Below are 18,222 nucleotides of genomic sequence, written 5' to 3'. Positions count from 1 at the left end.
CGGGAGGGCCTGGACGACCGGTGAGAGTCCGGCGAGTAGTTCCAGGACCTGCCGGTAGGCGGCTTGCGGCAGCCGGTCCGGGCAGCGCACGTGCATCACCGTCGCCACCCCGCGGGCCGATCCGTCTGCGGTCATCACCGTCACCTCCCACCGGTACGTTATCGAACACGAAATCGAACATGCGAGAGCGCGGGCGGTGGATCATGGGTCTAGAATCAAAAATGTGTTCGATGACTTGCCGCCCGATCTGGAGCGTCTGCGCACGCTGCGGGTGTGGCATGTCATGTGGGTGCGGCGCATCGACGCCAAGATCGCCGCGATCGTCCAGCGGCAGGCGGAAGAGGAGCGCGGCCGGGACAACCGGCCGCGGCCGGCGGACTGGATCGTCGAACTCGGCATCGGCGCCCGGCGCCCGGCCCTGCAGGTCCACGCCGGCGACTGCTACATGGCGGGCCGGCGGCACCGTGCCGTCGGCCGTGATGAAGCCCGCCGGCTGCTCGCCTCGGGCCTGAAGGCCTGCGGCCACTGCCGGCCCGACGTCCGGCTGCACATCATCGACTTATCCCGCCCCGGTGCCGCGGGCTGCGTGCCGGGTCAGTTCTCCGACGGGATGCGGAAGGCGATCGCCTTCGCCAGCCGGTCCGCCTCCCTCGACATCGGTCCCTGCTCCTGCGCCACCGTCACCAGCAGCCGCAGCACGTCGTGCGCCTCCTCCAGCGTCAGCAGGGCCAGGCGCTCCGCGGTGTCCATCGGGGCGAAGTCGATCTCGTCGAGGTCGAGGCGGTCGAGGTCAATGTTGTGCTGGTCGTCGTCCATGACCGGGCAACGTACCCAGACCAAGCGCGGTAACGCGCCGCGAGACAACATCAGCTCCGCCCAGCGATGCCGGGCGGAGCCGATCCAAGTACGTGATCGTGAAGGGCGGTCGCCTACGCGGCGAGAGGCTCTGCAGGGCTTCAGCCGAACGATCGTCCCTGCAGGCTATAGGTGAGGCCCGGGGACACTGTCCCCTTCGCAATCACGCTCATCCCAACACAGCCGGCCACGGCAATGTTCCCGTCCCTACTCCTTGCCCCTGCGCTACCGGGTCGGCAGGACGGGCGCAGCACTGCTCCGGTGTCCGCGGTGCCGGCAGGACACAGGTCCCGGCTACGCCAGGTGGTCAGGCGCTGCGGCGTGGCTTGCGGGGCGTCGTCTTCTTCGCGGTGGTCTTCTTCGCCGCGGTCTTCTTGGCGGGTGCCTTCTTCGCCGTCTTCTTCGGGGCGGGCATCTCGTGGATGTCGGCCTCGGTGTCCTCGCCGCGGGCGGCCCTGGCCTTGGACACGGATTCCTGCAGGGCGGCCATCAGGTCGACGAGCTGGCCCGGCTGCTCCGCCGGCTCCGGCATCGCGGGCGGTTCGCGGTGCTCCCGCTTCGCTTCGATGATCTTTGCGATCGCCGCGGTGTAGGTGTCGCGGAACTCCTCCCCCTCCAGGTCCTCTCGGGCCATCGTCTCCATCAGGGCGAGCGCGCCGTCGATCTCCTCCTCCGAGACGTCCACCGGCGCCGGGGTGAGGGAGGAGGGGTCGCGGATCTCGTCCGGCCAGCGCATCGCGTGCAGCACGATCACGTCGTCCTTCACCCGCAGCAGGCCGAGGCGCTCCCGTCCGGACCAGGCGTACTTCGCCACGGCCACCCGCGAGGAGCGGGCCAGGGCCTGCCGCAGCAGCTTGTACGGCTTGGCCGCGACCTGCCCGTCCGGCTGCAGGTAGTAGCCCTCCCCGATCCGGATCGGATCCACCGAGTCCAGCGGCACGAACGCCTCGATCTCGATCGCTTTCGCCGTCGGCAGCGGCAGCTCCCGCAGCTCCTCGTCGGTGACCGGCACCACCAGGGTCTTGGTCAGCTCATAACCCTTGCCGATCTCCTCACCACCGACCTCACGGTCCTCCAGCTCACACACCTTCCGGGTCCGCACCCGCCCCATGTCCTGCAAGTGGTACTGGTGGAACCGAATCGAATGGTCCTCGGTCGCACTGACCACATGGATCGGCACCGTGACCAGACCGAACGAGATCGCACCGCTCCAAATGGTCCGGGGCATGGCACAGGCCCTTCTCCGCAGACAGCCCCGAGCAGCATCCAGCCTATGAGCGGCATGGCGGCTGCGCACACATGCGCCGGCGTCTGCCGCAGGCCCGGTGGCGGCCCCCTCCCAGGGTGCATAGGGGGCCCGCCCGGGCCTTGCCCGTCCTGTCGATAGTGCAAGGCACTACGACGGTAGGGCTGTCGGTCCCAGCCGTGCTCGCTCGGTGCACCGGACAGGTGAGCGAGGGCACCCGCTTAGGGCCTCCCCCCTTGAACGGGGAGCGGGAGCGGGGCGCCGCCGGATCCGGTGACGGGGCGGGCCGGTGTCTTTGGGGTGGTCGGTGGTTCAGCGTGTGGCGAGTTCTCTGGGGAGGTTGCTGGTGGTCATGAAGGCGCTCAGTTCGGATCCCCAGGGAACGGTGGCGGCGAAGCCTTCGGCGATGTGGGCGGTGGAGCGTACGGGCTGGGGCAGGTGCCGGTCACGGGTGAAGCCGAGCATGCGGGCCATGGCGCGCCAGAGGCGGGCGTCGGGGGTGATGCCGACGGCCGCGTGGTGAGCGGCGAGGAGGTGGGCGGCGAGGGGGTCGCCGGCGCCGGCGGCGAAGCGCCACCAGTACAGGGCGCTTTCGCGTCGGTCGAGGGTGTAGAGGAGGCAGGCGAAGGTGCGGGCTCCGGTCTGGTCGTAGTCGGCGGCGAAGGCGGCCAGGGAGTCGATGTCGTTGGAGCGCAGGACCATTTCGCACAGGCGGCGTACGTGGTCGACGACGGCGCTGGGGGTGGTGGTGGGGTCGGGGGTGAGGATCGGCGTGGGGCGGCGGCGCAGGCCGCGGCGGGTGCGGGGGCGTGTGGAGGCGGGCCGGAGGGGGACGGGGGCGCCGGCGGGCGGCTGAACCTGAGCGGGCGGCTGCATCTGGGCAGGGGGTGAGGCCATGTCGGTGACGCCGCGGGCGATGCGGGCCGGGCGGGCGGCGTCCTGGGCGATACGGACGGCCAGGCGGCGCAGGAAGTCGTCGGTGTCGTGGCTGTCGTACTGGTCGTGCAGCTCTTCTGCTTCGGTGCGCAGCAGATCTTCGAGCATCAGGTGTCTCCTTCCCCCGTGTCCGGGAGACCCATGAGGTCGTGGAGTTTCTTCAGTCCGAGATGGACGTTGGTGCGTGCGGCGCCGGGCGTGATGCCCAGCCGGGTGGCGATCTGGCCGAAGTCGAGTTCGGCGAGGTAGCGCAGGCGGACGCAGTTGGCCTGCAGCGGGGCGCGCTGTTCGAGGTCGGCCAGGACGCGGTCGAGGCGGTCGTGGCCGCGCAGGTGCAGCAGGTCGTCGGCGGTGGGCACGTCGGCGTACGCGAGCTGGCCGCAGGTGATTTCGCGGTCGGTGGTGCGGGCGCGGCGGCGGTAGAAGTCGATGATCGCGGCGTCGAGGATGCGGTGGGCGAGCGCGATGGGGTTGGCGTGGGCGAGGATCCGCGGCCATTTGCGGTACATGGTCATGGCGGCGTCCATGAGGGCTTCGTCGGCATCGTGCGGGTCGCGCAGCCGGGCGCCGGCGATGCGGAGGAACTCGCTCTTGTGGCGGGCGAAGAACACTTCGAAGTCGGTGGGCAGGGGTGCGGGCTCGATCAGGCCGTAGTCCTGCTCGTCGGGGTTGGTCACCGCTTCTCCAGGTGCTGAGGCGGAGCGGCGAGCCCCGGGTCGAAAGGGAGCCCCGCGGTGGAGGCAGAGGCCGGCGGGACAGGGTGTCCGGCGGCGGGTGGTGCGGATACGCGTGCGCGGGAGCGGTGCTCGTCGCGAGCCAGCGAGGCGATGCGGACGACGCGCCGGACGGCGGCGTCGAAGCCGACTGCGGTCATCCGGTAGACGCCGACCAACGCCAGCGCGTACCAGGCCCAGTGAAGCCCCACAGACCCTCCATTCTGCTCAACTCGACTCCCCTACAGCGTCGTTGCCGTGTGGGAGGAGGACCTTGGTCCTCACCTCCTTCACCGATGAGCAGACCTCCGGGAGTTAACTCTGCGACACGTGTTTTCGACGGAACGCAACCATCCGTACGTGACGCCGCGTGCGACCTGCACACACTCAGCGTGCTGTGATCGACATCACGTTTGATGATCGAACAATCGCCAGGCCCCGCCACCCCGAGCCACCCGAATCACCTCGCCTGGTCAAAGTCGGCTGCCGGTCCCTCGCCATGCCGAGCGTCCGATTGCGGCCCGGGAGGCGAGCAGGCGCAGGCCTCTACGGCAGGGTGGTGTGTGCGACTTCCGCACCGTAATGAGCGGCTGCCCGACCAGGGCGCCCGCCCATCACAACCCCCGTTCATCCGCCGAGTTCGATCTGGACAACCACCCCAACAGCTCCCACAAGACCCAGTAGGTTTGCGCAGGATGCAGGGTTGTACGAGGGAGGGGCATCGTGAGCCCGTCGGGTGTGTCGGGGAGCGGCGATGCTCCCGTGCGCAGCCATGCGGTCGTCGTGGGTGTTTCCCACTACGCCCACGCAGAGCTTCCCGATCTGCCGAGCGCGGCGCACAGCGCACGGCGACTCGCCGAGCTGCTCACCGCGATGGGGTACGAGGTACTAGTGTCCGCGGACCCGACGTCTGCCCAGTTGCGGGCTCAGCTGGGGCAGTGGAGCGAACGCGCCCAGCTCGGTCCGGACGACGTGGCCCTCGCCTACTTCGTCGGCCACGGCTTCGTAGACGACGACCAGCACTACCTTCTCTGCTCCGACAGCAGGCCCGGCTTCCTGCACACGGCCATCCCGAGCGAGGACTTCGTCACCGGGGTGACCGACAGTCTGGCCGGTCACACGCTCGTCGTCCTCGACACCTGTTGGGCAGGGATAGCCGGCCGAAACACGGCTCTCCAAGCTGCGCAGACGCGTCACGCGGTGACGCGGAGACCGGGCAGCTGGGTGCTGACCTCGGCTCAGGACGGCGCTCATGCCCGGGCCGGAGCCTTCGTGGATGTCCTGGAAGAGGTGCTGACCCACCCTGACGCCCCCGCGCACCAGCGGTACCTGGGAGTGCGGGAGGTGACCGAGCAGGTCAATGCCTCTTTCGAAATGCGCGGTTCGGGCCAGCGGGTGCGCGCCGTGGGCGTGGGACGTGAAGGTGCCGGACCGTTCTTCCCCAACCCCCTCTACACGCCCAGAGACGCGCCGACCACGCACGTGGACATCGGGAACGTCGTTCGGCTCCGCCAGGACCTGGACGACCACTTCATGCCGCGCAGCCGAGGCGTGACCCACGGCTCGGACCAGGGCGACCACTTTGTTGGCCGCACCGCGGCGTTGACCACGGTGGCCACCTGGTTGCGGGGCGAGAGCCGTGCCCCTTCCCCACTCGTCGTCACCGGCGACCCCGGTTCCGGAAAGTCCGCTCTCCTCGGCCGGGTCCTGGCACTCATGGATCCAGACAGCGCGGCCCGGTTGAACGTCCCGCCCGACGTCCTGCCGCCGACGGGCCTGGTCGGGATCCCGATGAGCTGCCGAGGGGCCACCGCCACGGATGTAGTCGCGGACCTGTCCGCGGCCCTGGGCCTGCGCGGCTCCGATCCCCAGATCCTGTTCAGCGCGCTCCGCGATCGCACCGAGCCGCTCGTGGTCGTGCTCGACGCGCTCGACGAGGCGATCGAGAGCCGCGGCATCATCACCGATGTCGTCCTCCAGCTCGGTGCCCTGCCGACGATCCGCCTCCTGGTCGGGACACGACGGGAGCTGCTCGCGGAGCTCGGAGACGACGTACAGATCATCGACCTGGACGCGGCGCCGTATCAGGACGAGAACGACCTCCAGCTCTACGTCAAGAGACTGATGGCCGACGACGAGAACACGCCGGCCGCCCTACTGGACCCCGTCCGAGCCCACCCGAACACGGCCGAGAACTTCGCGGAGGCTGTGGCGCGTCAAGCAGGGCACTCCTTTCTCGTCGCGCAGTTGGCGGTACGCGCCTTGCTCCAGGCCCCTCTCCCGCCCGGCGATCTTCAGTCGCTGCCTCGCACCCCGCACGAGCTGTTCGCCATGTACCTGGAGCGGTTCGGCCGGAACAAGGACCGAGCGCTTCGCCTTCTGCTTCCGCTCGCCTACGCGCAGGGACCCGGACTCCCACGCTGGCTGTGGGCCCCGCTCGCCGAGGCACTGGCGCAGGAGCCGTTCGGGGACGACGACGTCTGGTGGATCCTCGAACAGGGCAAAGCCCTCATCAGCCAGGCCCAGGGGCACGAGGGCACGGTGTACCGCCTCTACCACCAGAGCCTGACGGAGTACCTGCTCCACGACGACCACGACGACACCGGCAGGCACCGCGCCATGGCACGGTGCCTGGCGCAACTCGTGCCCTTCGCCGCCTCTGGTGACCGGGACTGGGCCGCGGCGGACCCCTACATCCGTGCCCACGTCGCCACCCATGCGGCGGCGGGTCACATACTCGACGAACTGCTGCGGGACGAAGGATTCCTCAGACACGCCACGCCTGGCCCCCTGCTGCGGGCTCTTGCGGAGACCGGCGCCATCGGCCCTGGGAGAGCGCCTGACACAAGGCCAGGGCCTGCCCCTGAGCAGTCCGAAGGGACACGGTCGACGGAGCAGATCGTCTCCCGTATCCTGTCTGACCGCGACACCGTTCTGGTCGTCGCGACCGAGTGGTCGTCGGCCCACGGAGGGCTGAGCACCTTCAATCGCCATCTGTGTGTGGCGCTCGCCGCCGCAGGCGCGAGAGTCTTCTGCATCGTCGTCGAGGCGGACGAATCCGAGATCGCCGACGCGGCGGCGAAGGACGTGACCCTGCTCTGTCACACGGGCGCCCCGGGAGCACCCGAGTACGGCAGGCTCACCCGCCGTCCGAGCCTGCCACCGCAAGTGGTCCCGGACCTCATCATCGGTCACGCACGCATCACCGGTCCGGCCGCGATGCACCTGCAGGAGGACTTCTTCCCGGGCGCGCGTCGGCTGCACATCGTCCACATGGCGCCGGACGAGATTGAATGGCACAAGCTCGACGACACGACCGACCATGCGGCCCGGGCGGAAGAACGTACAGAGATCGAAAGAGAGTTGGGGGCCACAGCCCACCGGCTTCTGGCGGTGGGCCCCCGCCTGTGGAACCGCTTCCTCACGGAAGTGGGCGACAGCGGCGGGCTTGAACCCTTGCAGATCGACCCCGGCTTTGACGTGCCTCACGGGGCTTCCGCGGCGCGCACGCCCCCTCGCGGCAGTCCGCTCAAGGTGCTGCTGGTCGGCCGCACGGAGGACGCCCGCCTCAAGGGAGTCGACCTGGCGGCACGCGCCTGTGGGCTGGTCCACGCCAAGGCGTCGACCGAACCGATCGAGTTGGTCGTCCGTGGGGCTCCGCCGGAGACGGCCGACAGCCAGCGCGAAGAGATCCTCAGATGGTCACAGACACCAGGTCTCGAGGTGGTCGTGCGTGCGTACGCGAAGGAGCGGCGTCTGCTGGAGGCGGACTTGACCCGGGCCAGCCTCGTCATCATGCCGTCGCGTTCGGAGGGGTTCGGGCTGACCGGGGTGGAGGCCATCATCCGGGGCGTGCCGCTCCTCGTGAGTGCGAACAGCGGACTGGCGAACCTGCTGCGCGATACATTGAAGGGCGAACTCTCCGAACTGGCCGAGGAATTGATTGTCCCGGTCACCAAACGGGACGCCGACGACGCCGCGGAGTGGGCCGCGCGAATCGAGAAGTGCCTGAACCACAGAGACTCGACCTTCGCGCGTATGGCGGCCGTCCGCAGCCACCTCGCCGCGCGCGTCACCTGGGACGCGGCGGCGAAGATCGTGCTCGGGGAAGTGCGGTGACGCCCCTCGCCGGCCGGCCCGACCCGGCGATCAGTGCGCCGCGAAAGCCTCCTCGGTCACGTCCCTCTCGAACGACGCTCGCTGAAATCCATACGTCGCAATGTCGGAAACCTTGATCACGACGCAGAAGCGATCGACCGTGCCGAGCGATGCGGCGACCTCACGATGGTTGCGTTTAAGGAAGTGGATCGCCGCCTGATTCGTCAAGGATGTGTGGCCGCATACCAGAAAGACGGGCCGCGTGGATTCCGGCGGCCTGAACTTGGCCACCACGGCGTACTCCACGTTGCCGCGGTCGAAACCGTAACGCCGCCCGCCGATGACGAATGCCACGGAATCCGGGCCCGTGCCGTACGGGAGAATGGTGACACCCGGCACGTGGGCCCTCAGATGCCCGCCGGTGCGCACATTGGCATCGCCCATGGGGCCGCCGATGCAGAACTCGGTCTTCGTTTCGTTGCTCCCGCGGAAGTCGTCACTGGACTCGGTAACGACATCGCAGCCGACATGGCTCGCCAGGGTCGCCACCTCGATCAGGGCACGGATCTCCTTGTGCGTCGCGACCCCTGGCACATGGTGCTTGTTACCGATGACGATCAGACAGCTCTCGCCCGGCACCATGCCGAAGAACCTTGCAGTGCGCCACAGTGTGCGCCTGCGCTTTCCCCGTTCCCACAGCCACACGAACGCACCGCCGATAAGGCTGGTCACCAGCCCGACGAGCACATTGACGACCAGCGCGTAGATAGCCGCCCCCTCTTGTCCTCCCCCTCCGGCGGGGGCCTGACCGACCACGCTGATCCTCCACCACGGCACGGAATCATGACAAGAAGCCCTGCGCCCGCAGTCGTGAAGCCGAAGCTGAGGAGCGAGACGGTGACCAGGGCGTTGCGGCTCGTCGCGAGGACCACCGAGCGGAAGGTGCGCCAGGTGCTGGCTCCGTCGATGCGGGTGACGGCGAGGCTGAGGACTGCTCGTTCGTGGCAGGATGTCACGCGTGCCGCGCGGTACGGGCCCAGCAGGTGCGCCACTGGGTCGCTCGGACCGCGGCGCGGGTCTCCCAAAGTCATGCCGGAGCTCGCTCTGCGCTCACGAGCTCACGTCGGGCCTCAGATCTTGCGCATTACGGCCGTGATGATGGCAAGGATGGTGGCATCGTTCCCTCGGATCGGGGCGTAGGCCGTGTTGTCGGGCATCAGCCAGGTGTCCGGGCCGTCATGCTTGAGGCGCTTCGCTGTGGCCTCGCCGTCCGGCGTGGCAGCTACCACGTCCCCCTGCTCTGCGGTCGGTTGAATACGGACGACGACCAGATCTCCATCGAGGATGTTCCCCTCCCCACAACAAGCTGACCGGCAGTCCGGAGGCAGCGCGCGATCGCTCTGCAGCGCGGTCTTGAAAGCGACCGCCCAAAGGCTTCCGAGCGCGCCCGCTCATGGACGCCTTCCAGCATTGACGTACTCCAGCTGGGCAGCCCCACCGTGTCTCGCGCACACCCATCTGGCCCTCCGGAAGGCCACCGACCGCCGACTCAGCCGTCAAAGCGCCCGCCTGCCCGTGACCGAGCGCCGTAGAACCTGCCTACACATAACTGGGACACCAGCCCACGCGCCTACAGAAAAGCGGGACTGCCTACACATCGCCGGGACAGGACAACACTCCACCGGTCGGTTGTTGTCCGCGGACAACAACGACACGCCACGCCCCGATGGTGGTCCCATCACCGACGAAGTGAGTAAGGTAGCGCTATGACTGCCCCATACGACCCGAGCAATAGGCAAAAGGTAGTAGCCAAGCTGCCTGCTGAGCTCCGGAAAGAGCTCAAGGTCCGTGCTGCCGAGCTTGATGTCGACATCCAGGACGCCGTGACCCAGGGCGTCGAAGCGTGGAGACAGACCAGGAGTCGGCCTGCCGTTGAGACATCTGGCGGCACGTCATTCGCGACCTATCTACCGACCGGGCTGTACGACGAGCTCAAGAAGGACTGCAAGTCCCGCGGGATCTCCTATAACCAGGGCCTCGCCCAGGCGATCCGACTGTGGCTCGATGAGCATCCTTCACCGCGGCCGAAGCCCCAGCGCGTTACCGGGGCACGCCGCATCATCTTCGGCAACCAGAAGGGCGGGGTTGGGAAAACCTCGGTGTCAGCCGGCGTTGCCCAGGCCCTGGCAGAGTCCGGCCACCGCACCCTCCTGATCGACTTCGACCCTCAGGGCCACCTGACCAAGCAGCTCGGTCACCCACTGATTGAAATCGACAGCCCCAGCCTCGCCAAGCACATGCTCGGTGAGGTCAAGGACGGTCAGCTCGCCGACCTGCTGGTGCCGATAAAGGGCGGCGACTTCGAGGACCACCTCTGGCTCCTGCCGGCCTGCAAGGACGCGTTCCTCCTGGACGCCAAGCTGGCCACGAGCCGCGTGGTGCGAATCAAGGAGACAGCGCTGGAGAAGGCGCTGGAGCCCCTGGAGCACGACTTCGACTTCATCGTGGTGGACTGCCCTCCGAGCCTCGGCTACAGCATGGACACAGCCATCTACTACTGCCGTACCCGGGACGGCGAAGAGTCCGACACGTCGGGCATCGTCGTCCCGGTCCTGTCGGAGGACTCGTCAGCTGACGCCTACGACATGCTCGAGGAGCAGATCCAGGACCTCGTTGAGGACATGGACATCGACATCGCCCAGCTCGGGTTCGTGGTCAACATGTACGACAGCCGCAAGGGCTACGTTGCGACGTCGTCGCTGGAGGAGTGGCAGAAGTTCGGGGAGCCTCCGGTGCTGGCCGTCGTCCCGGAACTGAAGGACCAGCGCGAGGCGGTACGGCTGAAGGCGCCGCTGCTGGCCCATGCCCCCTACTGCGAGCAGGCAGAAGCTATGCGGACCATCGCACGGAGGATCAGCGGATGAGCGTCGCCGACCGACTGGGAAAGGGCTCTTCTTTTGAGCGGCGTGGCCGCAGTGCACGCGGCCGCGCGAAGGCCGTGACCCAGGGAGATGTCCCTGTCTACGAACTGGTCCGGCTGCGACTGGACGAGGTCTCCCCCACCCCCCTCAACCCGCGCCGGAACTTCGGTACTGACGAGGAGAAGACCCGCTTCGGCGAGGAACTGCGCCAGGCACAACTGGCCGCATGTGTCGCCGTGACCCGGGCCGCCTACCTGGCACTGTGGCCGGACCACGAGGACCAGATCGGCGACGCCACTCACGTCGTGGTCAACGGTGAGCGACGCTTCCGCAGCGCCGTCCACGTCGGCCTGGAAGCCTTGGACTTCGTTGTCCGGGACGATCTGGCCTCCGATCGCGAAGCGTTCATAAACCACCTGCTCAAGGAGAACCTCGACCGGGAGGACTTCGACGTAATAGAACGTGCTCGCGGCGTGGAGCAGCTGGTCGCCGTGTGCGCGGAGACGGCGGAGCGCGGCGCCAAGGCTCGGGCAGCCGAGCAGCTCGGCAAGGACCGTTCGTGGGTTACCAACCAGCTCGCGCTGCTTGAGCTGCCTGAAGAGCTGCAGACCATGCTGAGCGCCGGCACTCTTGCTGAGCGCGATGGGCGGTCGCTGGCCCGGTACGCCAAGGACAACCCCGAGCTGGGAGCAACCGCGCTTCTGGACCATCTGAAAGCGGCGAAGGAGGCAGCAGCCCTGGCCAAGGCCAGGGAGCGGCTCGAGCTTCAGACGCTGCGCGCTGCGGGCGATTCAGGTTTGTTGTCCGCGGACAACAAACCTGAGGTTCAAGGTCCGGCAGCCGGGAATGCCCTGCCTGGCGGATCCGTGTCGGGTGGTTCAGGCAGCGGTTCGTTGTCCGCGGACAACAAGAGCGGCGGACAGCTGACTGGTTCGCAGCCCGAAGCTGGTTTGTTGTCCGCGGACAACAAACCAGCGGCCGCGGCGGCCGAGAAGAGTGCGGTCAAGCCTCCGACTCAGCGCAGGCCGACGCAGAAGGGCACCTCCACTGGCTCCGGAGAGGGCTCTGCTGGCGACAGCAGCCGCGAACAGCCGCGTCAGCTGCCTTACGACGACGCCGCCTACATCGTCCATCATCTGCACCTGAAGATGGCCACTGACGACTTTGCCCAGGGTGCACGTCTCTGGTTGGCAGTCCTGCGGGATAATCACCCCGAGGCGTACCGGGCGCTCCTGCTGGAGTTGAGCGAACTGGAGCAACAGCCAGCCTGACGGCAGCCCACAAAACACCAAAGGTCCCTCCTCTCCGAGTCCATGGAGAGGAGGGACCTTGTCATGTCAGGGAGCCCAGGCGGCTGGTGCACACCCTGGTCCGGGCTGGGAATGCCAGCGGCAGAAGCCGGGGCGGCAGGGTGTCGCATGGCGGTCATGGGGACGACGCCGGGCTCGGTGGTTGGTGCCCACACCATGCGCCAGGTGGTTCCCGCGTAACACGAACCTCTTGAGGCGACGAACAGTCAGGCGTTGGACTCAGTGTTCGAACGGCCGGGTCCATCAGGCGGCTCTGAATCCGCTTGTTCGCCTGGGGCGGCGGGCGCACCAGCGCGGGCTCGGATCATGTCGGCCCGCGCATAGAGGAGTTGTGCCCAGGCTTTGATGATCGCTGCGATTCCTGTCAGTCCAGCTGCGATCAGTGCTGCGATAGAAGCGATCAAACCGGGATCGCGAGCAGCTGCAGCAATATGAATCCTTTGGCCTGAAGGTTCGTCCAGGTCGTCCACGGGGCCAGCGTGTGGGTAGACAGGGGGCGGGTCTGGAGGGAGAGGAGGCGGGTGAGGCCCTTGCCGGGGGCCCGCTGTCTGCGTGATGTCCTCACAGTCGTCAGCGTCTGGGGGAACGGACGGGTCTGGAGGTGGCGGGTGGGAGCCTTGGTGGTACTGCCTCTCTCCGTCAGTCATGCCCGGTAGTTTGGCATCGCTGGAGTCCCGGCAGTTTGGGTCGCGACTGGGGTCACCACAAACCTCTGAGGGGCCACCCGTGGACTCACCCCCGAAACTCACCTCTTGGACATCTGGGCCTGTCGCGGTGAATGCGCACACCTCACTTCCGGACACGCGCCCGCTGGGTGTTTGCCGGTTTGCCGTGCAGGGCACGACAAAGGCCCCCGCCGGGGAATGGCGGGGGCCTTGGGAGTTGGAGCGCCGGCTGCCACGACTTGGACGTGGACCTCCCCGGAAGGGGGCCGTGCGGCTTACACCAGCGGCACCTACCGGTCGCGCCGCTGCTCGAAACGACCGACCGGAAGGTGACAGCACATCATTTGACACCCTTGCGGCGTTCTACCTCTGTCACGTCTGGCTTCGCCGGATGGAGGAGCGGGAGAGTGAAGAGCAAGTCACACAACATGATAAAAACGGCTATACCAGAAAATACTTCAGCAAATGGAAGACGGTCACCTCTCACCCACCCGACGCCTTCATAGATGGTGGCGGTCACTACCAGAGTGGCACTCAGAGCGGCACTGGCCAGGATCCAGGCATCCCTATGATCGCCGCCCTCTGCCTCCTTCCTCTTGGCCGCCGGAAGCCCTTCGGCTGTAGCGCGGGCGGTGGCGCGAGCGGCACCGAAGGCGAGGGGAGTCGCGAAGGCCAGCCCTTTGAAGAAGCGTAGAAGCCAGTGCTTCTCGCGGTTGTTCAGAATGGCCCAAAGCTCTCCCTTCCATGCCTTGAAGAGGTGGGGCCACTCCGTTGCGGGCGTCGGGATCCTGGCCAGGTACAGGACAAGGAACGGAATGCGGAGTGTGACCATGCGGGTGAGCGCCATGATCGCCTCGTAGATGAAGGCAGCGATGATGGCGACGATCAGCGCGACGGTCCATCCGTTAATGTCATGGTTCAGCCAGGTCCATCCGTGCCCGGTGACGGCACCCGCCGCCTGGGTGATCATCACGGTATTCATGCTGCTCAGACCTCCTTGACCTCGGGGCCGAGTGGCAGACCGCAGGCGTTGCCGAGCAGCTTGGCGCCGAGGCGGTTGAGCTTCGGGGCGAGCTTCCATCCGGGAGAGGACGCCGGCGGCCGGACACTCTCGCTCAGCTCGACGAGCGCAACGTGGGCCTCCAGCGCGCCGTTCTTGGTCATGCGGTAGTAGCGGCGGGCGGGGCGCCCCTTCTCCCGCGGATCGACATCCTCGTCCTCGCTCTCGATCCACCTGTCGCGCTCCATGCGCGCGAGGGCGGGGTACAGCGAGCCGCTGCCGACTCGGGCAGCCTCCATCAGTTCCGTGGCGTAGAAGACGCGTTCCGGATCTTCGAGGAAGGTCTGGAGCATCCTCACCACGGCTGGGGTGAGTTCCTTCTGTTCCATGACAGCGAGAGTAGCACCTAATGCCACGCTTGCATGAGCCTTGTCACGGCTAATGCAAGCTCGGCATGAGGGGCGTGGTGGATGGCTGGTGTAGGCAAATGAAGGCGCATGTGGCCGCCTTCCGGCGGCCACATGGGAGGCGGACAGAAGCGGGGGGCTGCGGGACGGCCGGAGTCGTGTCGACGGCCATCCCGCAGGTCCAGGAAGAGGGGGGTTGAGTGAGCCGCACAGCGACGTCGCGCTGCCCGGTCGGCCCGCTGGGAGGGCCGGGATGACCGGTCAGTCGCTGCCGGAGGTGGTGGCCACGGCGGCCGCGGCTGCCTCGGTCATCAGGTCGTGCACGGCGGTGCTGACGCTGTCGATCTGGTCCGCGAGCGTGATGAGCCCGAGGGCGGTGGCCTGGTCCTTCAGCGCTGTGAGGCGGACCGCCATGCTGTGGGCCTGCCGGTGAACGTCGACCAGGCGGGGCTGGAGGTCGTGCGAGCTGGTGATCCGCTGGGCGTCGCGGGTGTGCTTCCGGTGGAGCCTCGGGCCGTCTCCGGCGGTGTAGCCGTCGATGAGGAGCTGCACGTCGTCGGCGAGCGTGTGGGCGATGGTGGGGGTACGCATGGTCACTCTCCTGTTAGTCGTTGGCGGGTAGGGCCGGGCTGTCCGGTCCTCCGCACCGCCCCGGCCGGGCAGGGCCGGGGTGGCACGGGGGGCCGTCAGCTGCTGAGCCGGATCGGCATGATCAGGCCGCGGAAGGTGTCGGCGTCGTCGGGGGCGTGCAGGACGGCGGGCTTGGTCGGGGTGGTGAAGGACATCTGGATGACCGGGTCGTCGACCTGTTGGAGGGTGGCCAGCAGCAGGCCGGGGTTGAAGGCGATGGTGAGGGGGCTGCCTTCGGTGAGGGTGGCGTCGACCTGGTCGCGGCCGCGGCCGTTGTCGCTGGTGCCGGCGCTGATGTGGATCTGCCCGTCGGTGATGTCGAGGATCATCGGGTCGGACTTGCCCAGCAGGGGGGTGAGGTGCCGGATGGCGGTGGTGAGGTCCTCGGTGCTGGTCTGGGCGACGGTCGCGAGTTCGGTGGGGAACAGGGCGGCGTAGCGGGGGAAGTCGCCGTTGATGATGCCGCCGGTGGCCGACCGGCCGGGGACGCTGACCGCGAACTGGCTGTCGGTGATGGTGAGGGTGGCCTGGTCGGTGTCGGCCAGGATGCGGGCGGCGTCCCGTAGCACGTCGGCCGGGACGATCACCTGTCCTTCGGTGAGGGCCTTGTCTTTCCGTTTCTTGCTGGGGGTGGCCTCACGGCTGGGTGTCCAGGGCACGTGGGCGACGTGGAAGTGGTAGCGGTCGGTCGCGGAGAGCACCACCTGGTCCGGGTGGAGGGCGACTTCGACGCCGGTCAGCTGGGGCAGGGTCTGGTCGGTGCCGGCGGCCGCGGCGACCCGGGTGATGGCCTGGGCGAGGGCGCCGCCGGTGATGGTGCCGCTCGCGGCCGGCAGGTCCGGCAGGGACGGGTAGTCCTCCAGCGGCAGCGTGGGCAGGGTGATGTGGGCGGTGCCGCAGGACAGGGTGAGGTCGGTGCCGTCCAGGGACAGGTCGGTCGGCTTCGTTTTGGGGAAGGTGCGCACCAGGTCGGCCAGGACCCGGCCGGGCACCAGGACGGTGCCGGGTTCGGAGGCGTCGCAGGCCTCGTGGGCGCGGGCGGAGCGGTAGTAGTCGAACCCGGCGAGGGTCAGGGTGCCGTCGTGGGCTTCGATCCGCATGCCGGCCAGGACGGGCGTCGGCGGGTGGGTGGGGATGGCGCGCAGCGCCCACTGGGTGGCGTCGGCCAGGGCGGGCGTGTCGATGGTCAGTTTCATGCGGTGCTCCTACTGCTGGGTGGGGGGCTGCTGGGTGCGCTGGGCGTGGGCGGTGATGACGTCGGTGAGCGCGGTGGGGTCGTCGGTGGTGCCGGCCCACTCGCCGGAGGTGTGCCAGACGCTGCTGCGGCCGGTGTCGGGGTCGTGCCAGACCTGGTAGTCGCCGTGGCGCTCGAGGAGCCCGTGGTCGGGGAGTGCTTCGGGTGCCAGGTCCTGGTCGGTGTCGGCGTGGGCGAGGTCGGGTCCGGTCTCGAGCACGGTGATGTCGGTGACGTGCAGGCGTAGTCCGTCGCCGGGGGTGCGGGGGAGGTGGAGTTCTCCGGTGACCCGGAGGAGGTCGCCGGCGCCGAGGTCGTGCAGTACGGCGTGGGCGAGTTCGGGGTCGACAACGTGGCAGGGCATGACGAGTTCGTCGATGCGGTCGTCGGTGGGGGAGACGACGAGCTGGAAGCAGGCGCGGGTGCCGTGCAGGTCGTCGGGCAGGGTCTGGTCGTCGAGGTAGCCGTCGAGGACTATCGCGGTGTCGTCCATGGTCCAATCCCTCCTTTCTCAGGCGACGCCGGTCAGGAGGCGGGCGGGGTTGCGCTGCTGCTGGCCGGGGGTGAGCGGCCTGCGGGGTGTGGGCGTGGGGCCGTTGGCTTCGCGGTCCAGGTGCACGATGCGGGCCTCGGCCACGGGGAGCGGGCTGTGCCGGGCCGCTTCCCGGCGTTCGTGCAGGCGGCGGTCGTGGTCGGCGACGACACCGACCCAGTCCTTGCCGAGCCGCTCCACCAGCCGCCTGCGCAGCGTGGTCCGCTCGCGGGCGGTGGTCGCTGCCCAGATCCCTTCGCGGGTCAGGGTGGGGTTGGCGAGGGCCCATTTCAGGCAGTCGGCGGCGATGGGGCAGGCCCGGCATGCTGTCTTGGCCTGGTGCATGCGGTCGCTCGCCTCGGGGGTGGAGTCGCCGAGGTCGTGGGCGAACAGGGCGGGCGTGGCCTTGCAGACGGTCGGGGTCGGCGAGTGCGGGAAGGGGATGCGGGGGTCGGCCTCGATGGCCGGCCCGGTGCGGGTGTTCTTCGTTCGGCTCATGGCAGAGCTCTCCCGGTGACGTGAAGATCGAGGGGTCAGGCGTGGTCGTCGTCGCGGCGCTTGGGCTGGGCGTCGGACACGAATCGTCCGAGCAGGGCCTCCGCCGGGTGCTGGGCGATCCACGCTTCGGCGCACGTCTTGTGCACGGGCTCCCCGGCGTGGGAGCGCAGCATCGCGGGTGTGCCGCAGAGCGTGCAGGGGTCTTCCTGGTAGGAGAAGTGGCGGCTGTCGCGCCAGTCCAGGAGCCCGCCCGGCTCCGGTACGAGGCTCGCCTCCTGGCGCGTGGGGCGCCGGGAGGCGGGCTTCTTCGGGCGCGGGGTGCGCGGGCTCATGCGGCAGGGAGGTGGGTGCCGGGCCTGCCCGGCCGGCGGCCGTTGACGGTGCTGGTGTAGGCGTCGGCCCGGGTCGCCAGATAGGGGAAGGCCTGCTCGCCGGTCTTGACCTTGTACATGGCGGTGTCGGCGCCGCGCAGGAGACGGCTCGCGTCCTCGCCGGGCAGGTCGGCGGCGCAGGCGATGCCGAGGGAGACGGTCATCTGCAGGGTCAGCCCGTCGTGGGTGAGGGGCTGCTGCAGCTGCTCGCGCAGGGCCGCGATGTCCGCGAGGTCGGACGCAGGAGGCAGTACGGCGGTGACGGCGAACTCGTCGCCGCCCAGCCGCGCCGCCTGCGCCTGCCGCCCCGCGGTCCATGCGGTGAGGCGGCGGCCCATGGTGCGGATGACGGCGTCGCCGGCGGCGTGCCCGTAGGTGTCGTTGACCGCCTTGAAGCCGTTTCCGTCCAGCATCAGAAGGTGGACGCGGTCGCGGCGGCCGGTCCGCAGCAGCCGGTCGGTGTAGGCGATCAGGTCGTCGCGGCCGGGCAGGCCGGACAGCGGATCTTTACGGGCGGCGTCGAGCTGGCGGCGGACCCGGACGTCGTCGGCGAGCGCGGCCAGGGCGAGCGGCACGGCGGCGGCGATGACGAGTGTGCGGGAACGCTGCCGTAAGAGGCTCGGGGAGTGCATGATGGGATCTCCGTTCTCGCCCGTGCGGGCGGAATGAGGGAGGCGCACCCCCGAGCTGTCCGGCTCTGGTGGGGGGTGCGCCTCTTGCGTGTGATCACCTGAGACCGGCCGGTGCTGTGTTTCCGGGCTCAGGCATGCTGGAAGTGCTGTCGTCTCGTGACGGGGACGGGAGTG

19 protein-coding genes and 1 pseudogene are annotated in these 18,222 nt (G+C 68.6%); 4 read left to right on the top strand and 16 right to left on the bottom strand.

Annotation, left to right across the window (positions count from 1 at the left end; translation table 11 throughout):
* Nucleotides 1-283: 283 nt before the first annotated feature.
* Nucleotides 284-538, top strand: a pseudogene (locus IE260_RS42120) (DUF6233 domain-containing protein); the annotation flags it as partial.
* Between the two features lie 56 nt (nt 539-594).
* Here the strand turns inward: IE260_RS42120 and IE260_RS34090 are convergent.
* From IE260_RS34090 to IE260_RS34070, 5 genes are all read right to left on the bottom strand, one after another.
* Complete coding sequence (locus IE260_RS34090; RefSeq protein WP_189878987.1) at nt 595-816, bottom strand: DUF6417 family protein; 222 nt, start codon at nt 814-816, stop codon at nt 595-597.
* A 346-nt stretch (nt 817-1,162) separates the two neighbouring features.
* The gene (ku, locus tag IE260_RS34085) at nt 1,163-2,083 is read right to left on the bottom strand and encodes a non-homologous end joining protein Ku (protein WP_189878985.1); all 921 of its coding nucleotides are present in this window, start codon (nt 2,081-2,083) and stop codon (nt 1,163-1,165) included.
* Nucleotides 2,084-2,413: 330 nt separating this feature from the next.
* A complete protein-coding gene (locus IE260_RS34080) occupies nt 2,414-3,145 on the bottom strand; it encodes a hypothetical protein (protein ID WP_229881580.1) in 732 nt (243 codons plus the stop codon).
* Nucleotides 3,145-3,714, bottom strand: a complete 570-nt coding sequence (locus IE260_RS34075; RefSeq protein ID WP_189878983.1) for an RNA polymerase sigma factor — start codon at nt 3,712-3,714, stop codon at nt 3,145-3,147. Before IE260_RS34075 ends, IE260_RS34080 begins: the two co-directional genes overlap by 1 nt.
* A complete protein-coding gene (locus IE260_RS34070) occupies nt 3,711-3,962 on the bottom strand; it encodes a hypothetical protein (protein WP_189878981.1) in 252 nt (83 codons plus the stop codon). The genes IE260_RS34075 and IE260_RS34070 overlap by 4 nt, the downstream gene beginning before the upstream one ends.
* A gap of 511 nt (nt 3,963-4,473) precedes the next feature.
* Here IE260_RS34070 and IE260_RS34065 point away from each other — a divergent pair.
* On the top strand, nt 4,474-7,869 hold the full coding sequence (locus IE260_RS34065) for a caspase family protein (protein WP_189878979.1): 3,396 nt from the start codon (nt 4,474-4,476) through the stop codon (nt 7,867-7,869).
* A gap of 30 nt (nt 7,870-7,899) precedes the next feature.
* Here the strand turns inward: IE260_RS34065 and IE260_RS34060 are convergent, their stop codons facing one another.
* Both IE260_RS34060 and IE260_RS42115 read right to left on the bottom strand, forming a co-directional pair.
* The gene (locus IE260_RS34060; RefSeq protein ID WP_229881578.1) at nt 7,900-8,664 is read right to left on the bottom strand and encodes a hypothetical protein; all 765 of its coding nucleotides are present in this window, start codon (nt 8,662-8,664) and stop codon (nt 7,900-7,902) included.
* 314 nt (nt 8,665-8,978) lie between these two features.
* Nucleotides 8,979-9,194, bottom strand: coding sequence for a LexA family protein (locus tag IE260_RS42115; protein WP_268254957.1), 216 nt, complete (start codon nt 9,192-9,194; stop codon nt 8,979-8,981).
* A 420-nt stretch (nt 9,195-9,614) separates the two neighbouring features.
* Between IE260_RS42115 and IE260_RS34050 the strand changes: the two genes are divergently transcribed.
* Both IE260_RS34050 and IE260_RS34045 read left to right on the top strand, forming a co-directional pair.
* A complete protein-coding gene (locus IE260_RS34050; RefSeq protein ID WP_189878977.1) occupies nt 9,615-10,772 on the top strand; it encodes a ParA family protein in 1,158 nt (385 codons plus the stop codon).
* Nucleotides 10,769-12,040, top strand: a complete 1,272-nt coding sequence (locus tag IE260_RS34045; RefSeq protein WP_189878975.1) for a ParB/RepB/Spo0J family partition protein — start codon at nt 10,769-10,771, stop codon at nt 12,038-12,040. The genes IE260_RS34050 and IE260_RS34045 overlap by 4 nt, the downstream gene beginning before the upstream one ends.
* Before the next feature lie 245 nt (nt 12,041-12,285).
* On the opposite strand, the gene IE260_RS34040 is transcribed toward IE260_RS34045, so the two are convergent.
* From IE260_RS34040 to IE260_RS34000, 9 genes are all read right to left on the bottom strand, one after another.
* Nucleotides 12,286-12,549, bottom strand: coding sequence for a hypothetical protein (locus IE260_RS34040; protein ID WP_189878973.1), 264 nt, complete (start codon nt 12,547-12,549; stop codon nt 12,286-12,288).
* A gap of 535 nt (nt 12,550-13,084) precedes the next feature.
* Nucleotides 13,085-13,726 (bottom strand): hypothetical protein, encoded by a 642-nt coding sequence (locus IE260_RS34035; RefSeq protein ID WP_189878971.1) that lies wholly within the window; start codon nt 13,724-13,726, stop codon nt 13,085-13,087.
* A gap of 5 nt (nt 13,727-13,731) precedes the next feature.
* Nucleotides 13,732-14,133, bottom strand: a complete 402-nt coding sequence (locus tag IE260_RS34030; protein WP_189878969.1) for a PadR family transcriptional regulator — start codon at nt 14,131-14,133, stop codon at nt 13,732-13,734.
* A gap of 279 nt (nt 14,134-14,412) precedes the next feature.
* Nucleotides 14,413-14,742 (bottom strand): hypothetical protein, encoded by a 330-nt coding sequence (locus tag IE260_RS34025; protein WP_189878967.1) that lies wholly within the window; start codon nt 14,740-14,742, stop codon nt 14,413-14,415.
* Between the two features lie 95 nt (nt 14,743-14,837).
* Nucleotides 14,838-15,977 (bottom strand): DNA polymerase III subunit beta, encoded by a 1,140-nt coding sequence (gene dnaN / locus IE260_RS34020; protein ID WP_189878965.1) that lies wholly within the window; start codon nt 15,975-15,977, stop codon nt 14,838-14,840.
* 9 nt (nt 15,978-15,986) lie between these two features.
* The gene (locus IE260_RS34015) at nt 15,987-16,508 is read right to left on the bottom strand and encodes an OB-fold nucleic acid binding domain-containing protein (RefSeq protein ID WP_189878963.1); all 522 of its coding nucleotides are present in this window, start codon (nt 16,506-16,508) and stop codon (nt 15,987-15,989) included.
* An 18-nt stretch (nt 16,509-16,526) separates the two neighbouring features.
* A complete protein-coding gene (locus IE260_RS34010; RefSeq protein ID WP_189878961.1) occupies nt 16,527-17,045 on the bottom strand; it encodes a WhiB family transcriptional regulator in 519 nt (172 codons plus the stop codon).
* 35 nt (nt 17,046-17,080) lie between these two features.
* Nucleotides 17,081-17,377, bottom strand: a complete 297-nt coding sequence (locus IE260_RS34005; RefSeq protein WP_189878960.1) for a hypothetical protein — start codon at nt 17,375-17,377, stop codon at nt 17,081-17,083.
* Nucleotides 17,374-18,048 carry a GGDEF domain-containing protein gene (locus tag IE260_RS34000; RefSeq protein WP_189878958.1) on the bottom strand — a complete coding sequence of 225 codons (675 nt, stop codon included), beginning with the start codon at nt 18,046-18,048 and terminating at the stop codon, nt 17,374-17,376. Before IE260_RS34000 ends, IE260_RS34005 begins: the two co-directional genes overlap by 4 nt.
* Nucleotides 18,049-18,222 lie beyond the last annotated feature (174 nt).

This window comes from Streptomyces viridiviolaceus (assembly GCF_014650995.1).
In the GTDB taxonomy this organism is placed as follows: domain Bacteria; phylum Actinomycetota; class Actinomycetes; order Streptomycetales; family Streptomycetaceae; genus Streptomyces; species Streptomyces viridiviolaceus.
Note: the sequence above shows the minus strand (reverse complement) of the source record. Positions and strands in the feature narration are given on the sequence as shown.

Bases quoted from the DNA above. Each gene is read 5' to 3' on its own strand.
- IE260_RS34050 (WP_189878977.1), top strand. From the start codon at position 9,615: ATGACTGCCCCATACGACCCGAGCAATAGGCAAAAGGTAGTAGCCAAG.
- IE260_RS34090 (WP_189878987.1), bottom strand. From the start codon at position 816: ATGGACGACGACCAGCACAACATTGACCTCGACCGCCTCGACCTCGAC.
- IE260_RS34030 (WP_189878969.1), bottom strand. From the start codon at position 14,133: ATGGAACAGAAGGAACTCACCCCAGCCGTGGTGAGGATGCTCCAGACC.
- dnaN (WP_189878965.1), bottom strand. From the start codon at position 15,977: ATGAAACTGACCATCGACACGCCCGCCCTGGCCGACGCCACCCAGTGG.
- IE260_RS34025 (WP_189878967.1), bottom strand. From the start codon at position 14,742: ATGCGTACCCCCACCATCGCCCACACGCTCGCCGACGACGTGCAGCTC.
- IE260_RS34015 (WP_189878963.1), bottom strand. From the start codon at position 16,508: ATGGACGACACCGCGATAGTCCTCGACGGCTACCTCGACGACCAGACC.
- IE260_RS34000 (WP_189878958.1), bottom strand. From the start codon at position 18,048: ATGCACTCCCCGAGCCTCTTACGGCAGCGTTCCCGCACACTCGTCATC.
- IE260_RS34080 (WP_229881580.1), bottom strand. From the start codon at position 3,145: ATGCTCGAAGATCTGCTGCGCACCGAAGCAGAAGAGCTGCACGACCAG.
- ku (WP_189878985.1), bottom strand. From the start codon at position 2,083: ATGCCCCGGACCATTTGGAGCGGTGCGATCTCGTTCGGTCTGGTCACG.
- IE260_RS34005 (WP_189878960.1), bottom strand. From the start codon at position 17,377: ATGAGCCCGCGCACCCCGCGCCCGAAGAAGCCCGCCTCCCGGCGCCCC.
- IE260_RS34045 (WP_189878975.1), top strand. From the start codon at position 10,769: ATGAGCGTCGCCGACCGACTGGGAAAGGGCTCTTCTTTTGAGCGGCGT.
- IE260_RS34010 (WP_189878961.1), bottom strand. From the start codon at position 17,045: ATGAGCCGAACGAAGAACACCCGCACCGGGCCGGCCATCGAGGCCGAC.
- IE260_RS34035 (WP_189878971.1), bottom strand. From the start codon at position 13,726: ATGAATACCGTGATGATCACCCAGGCGGCGGGTGCCGTCACCGGGCAC.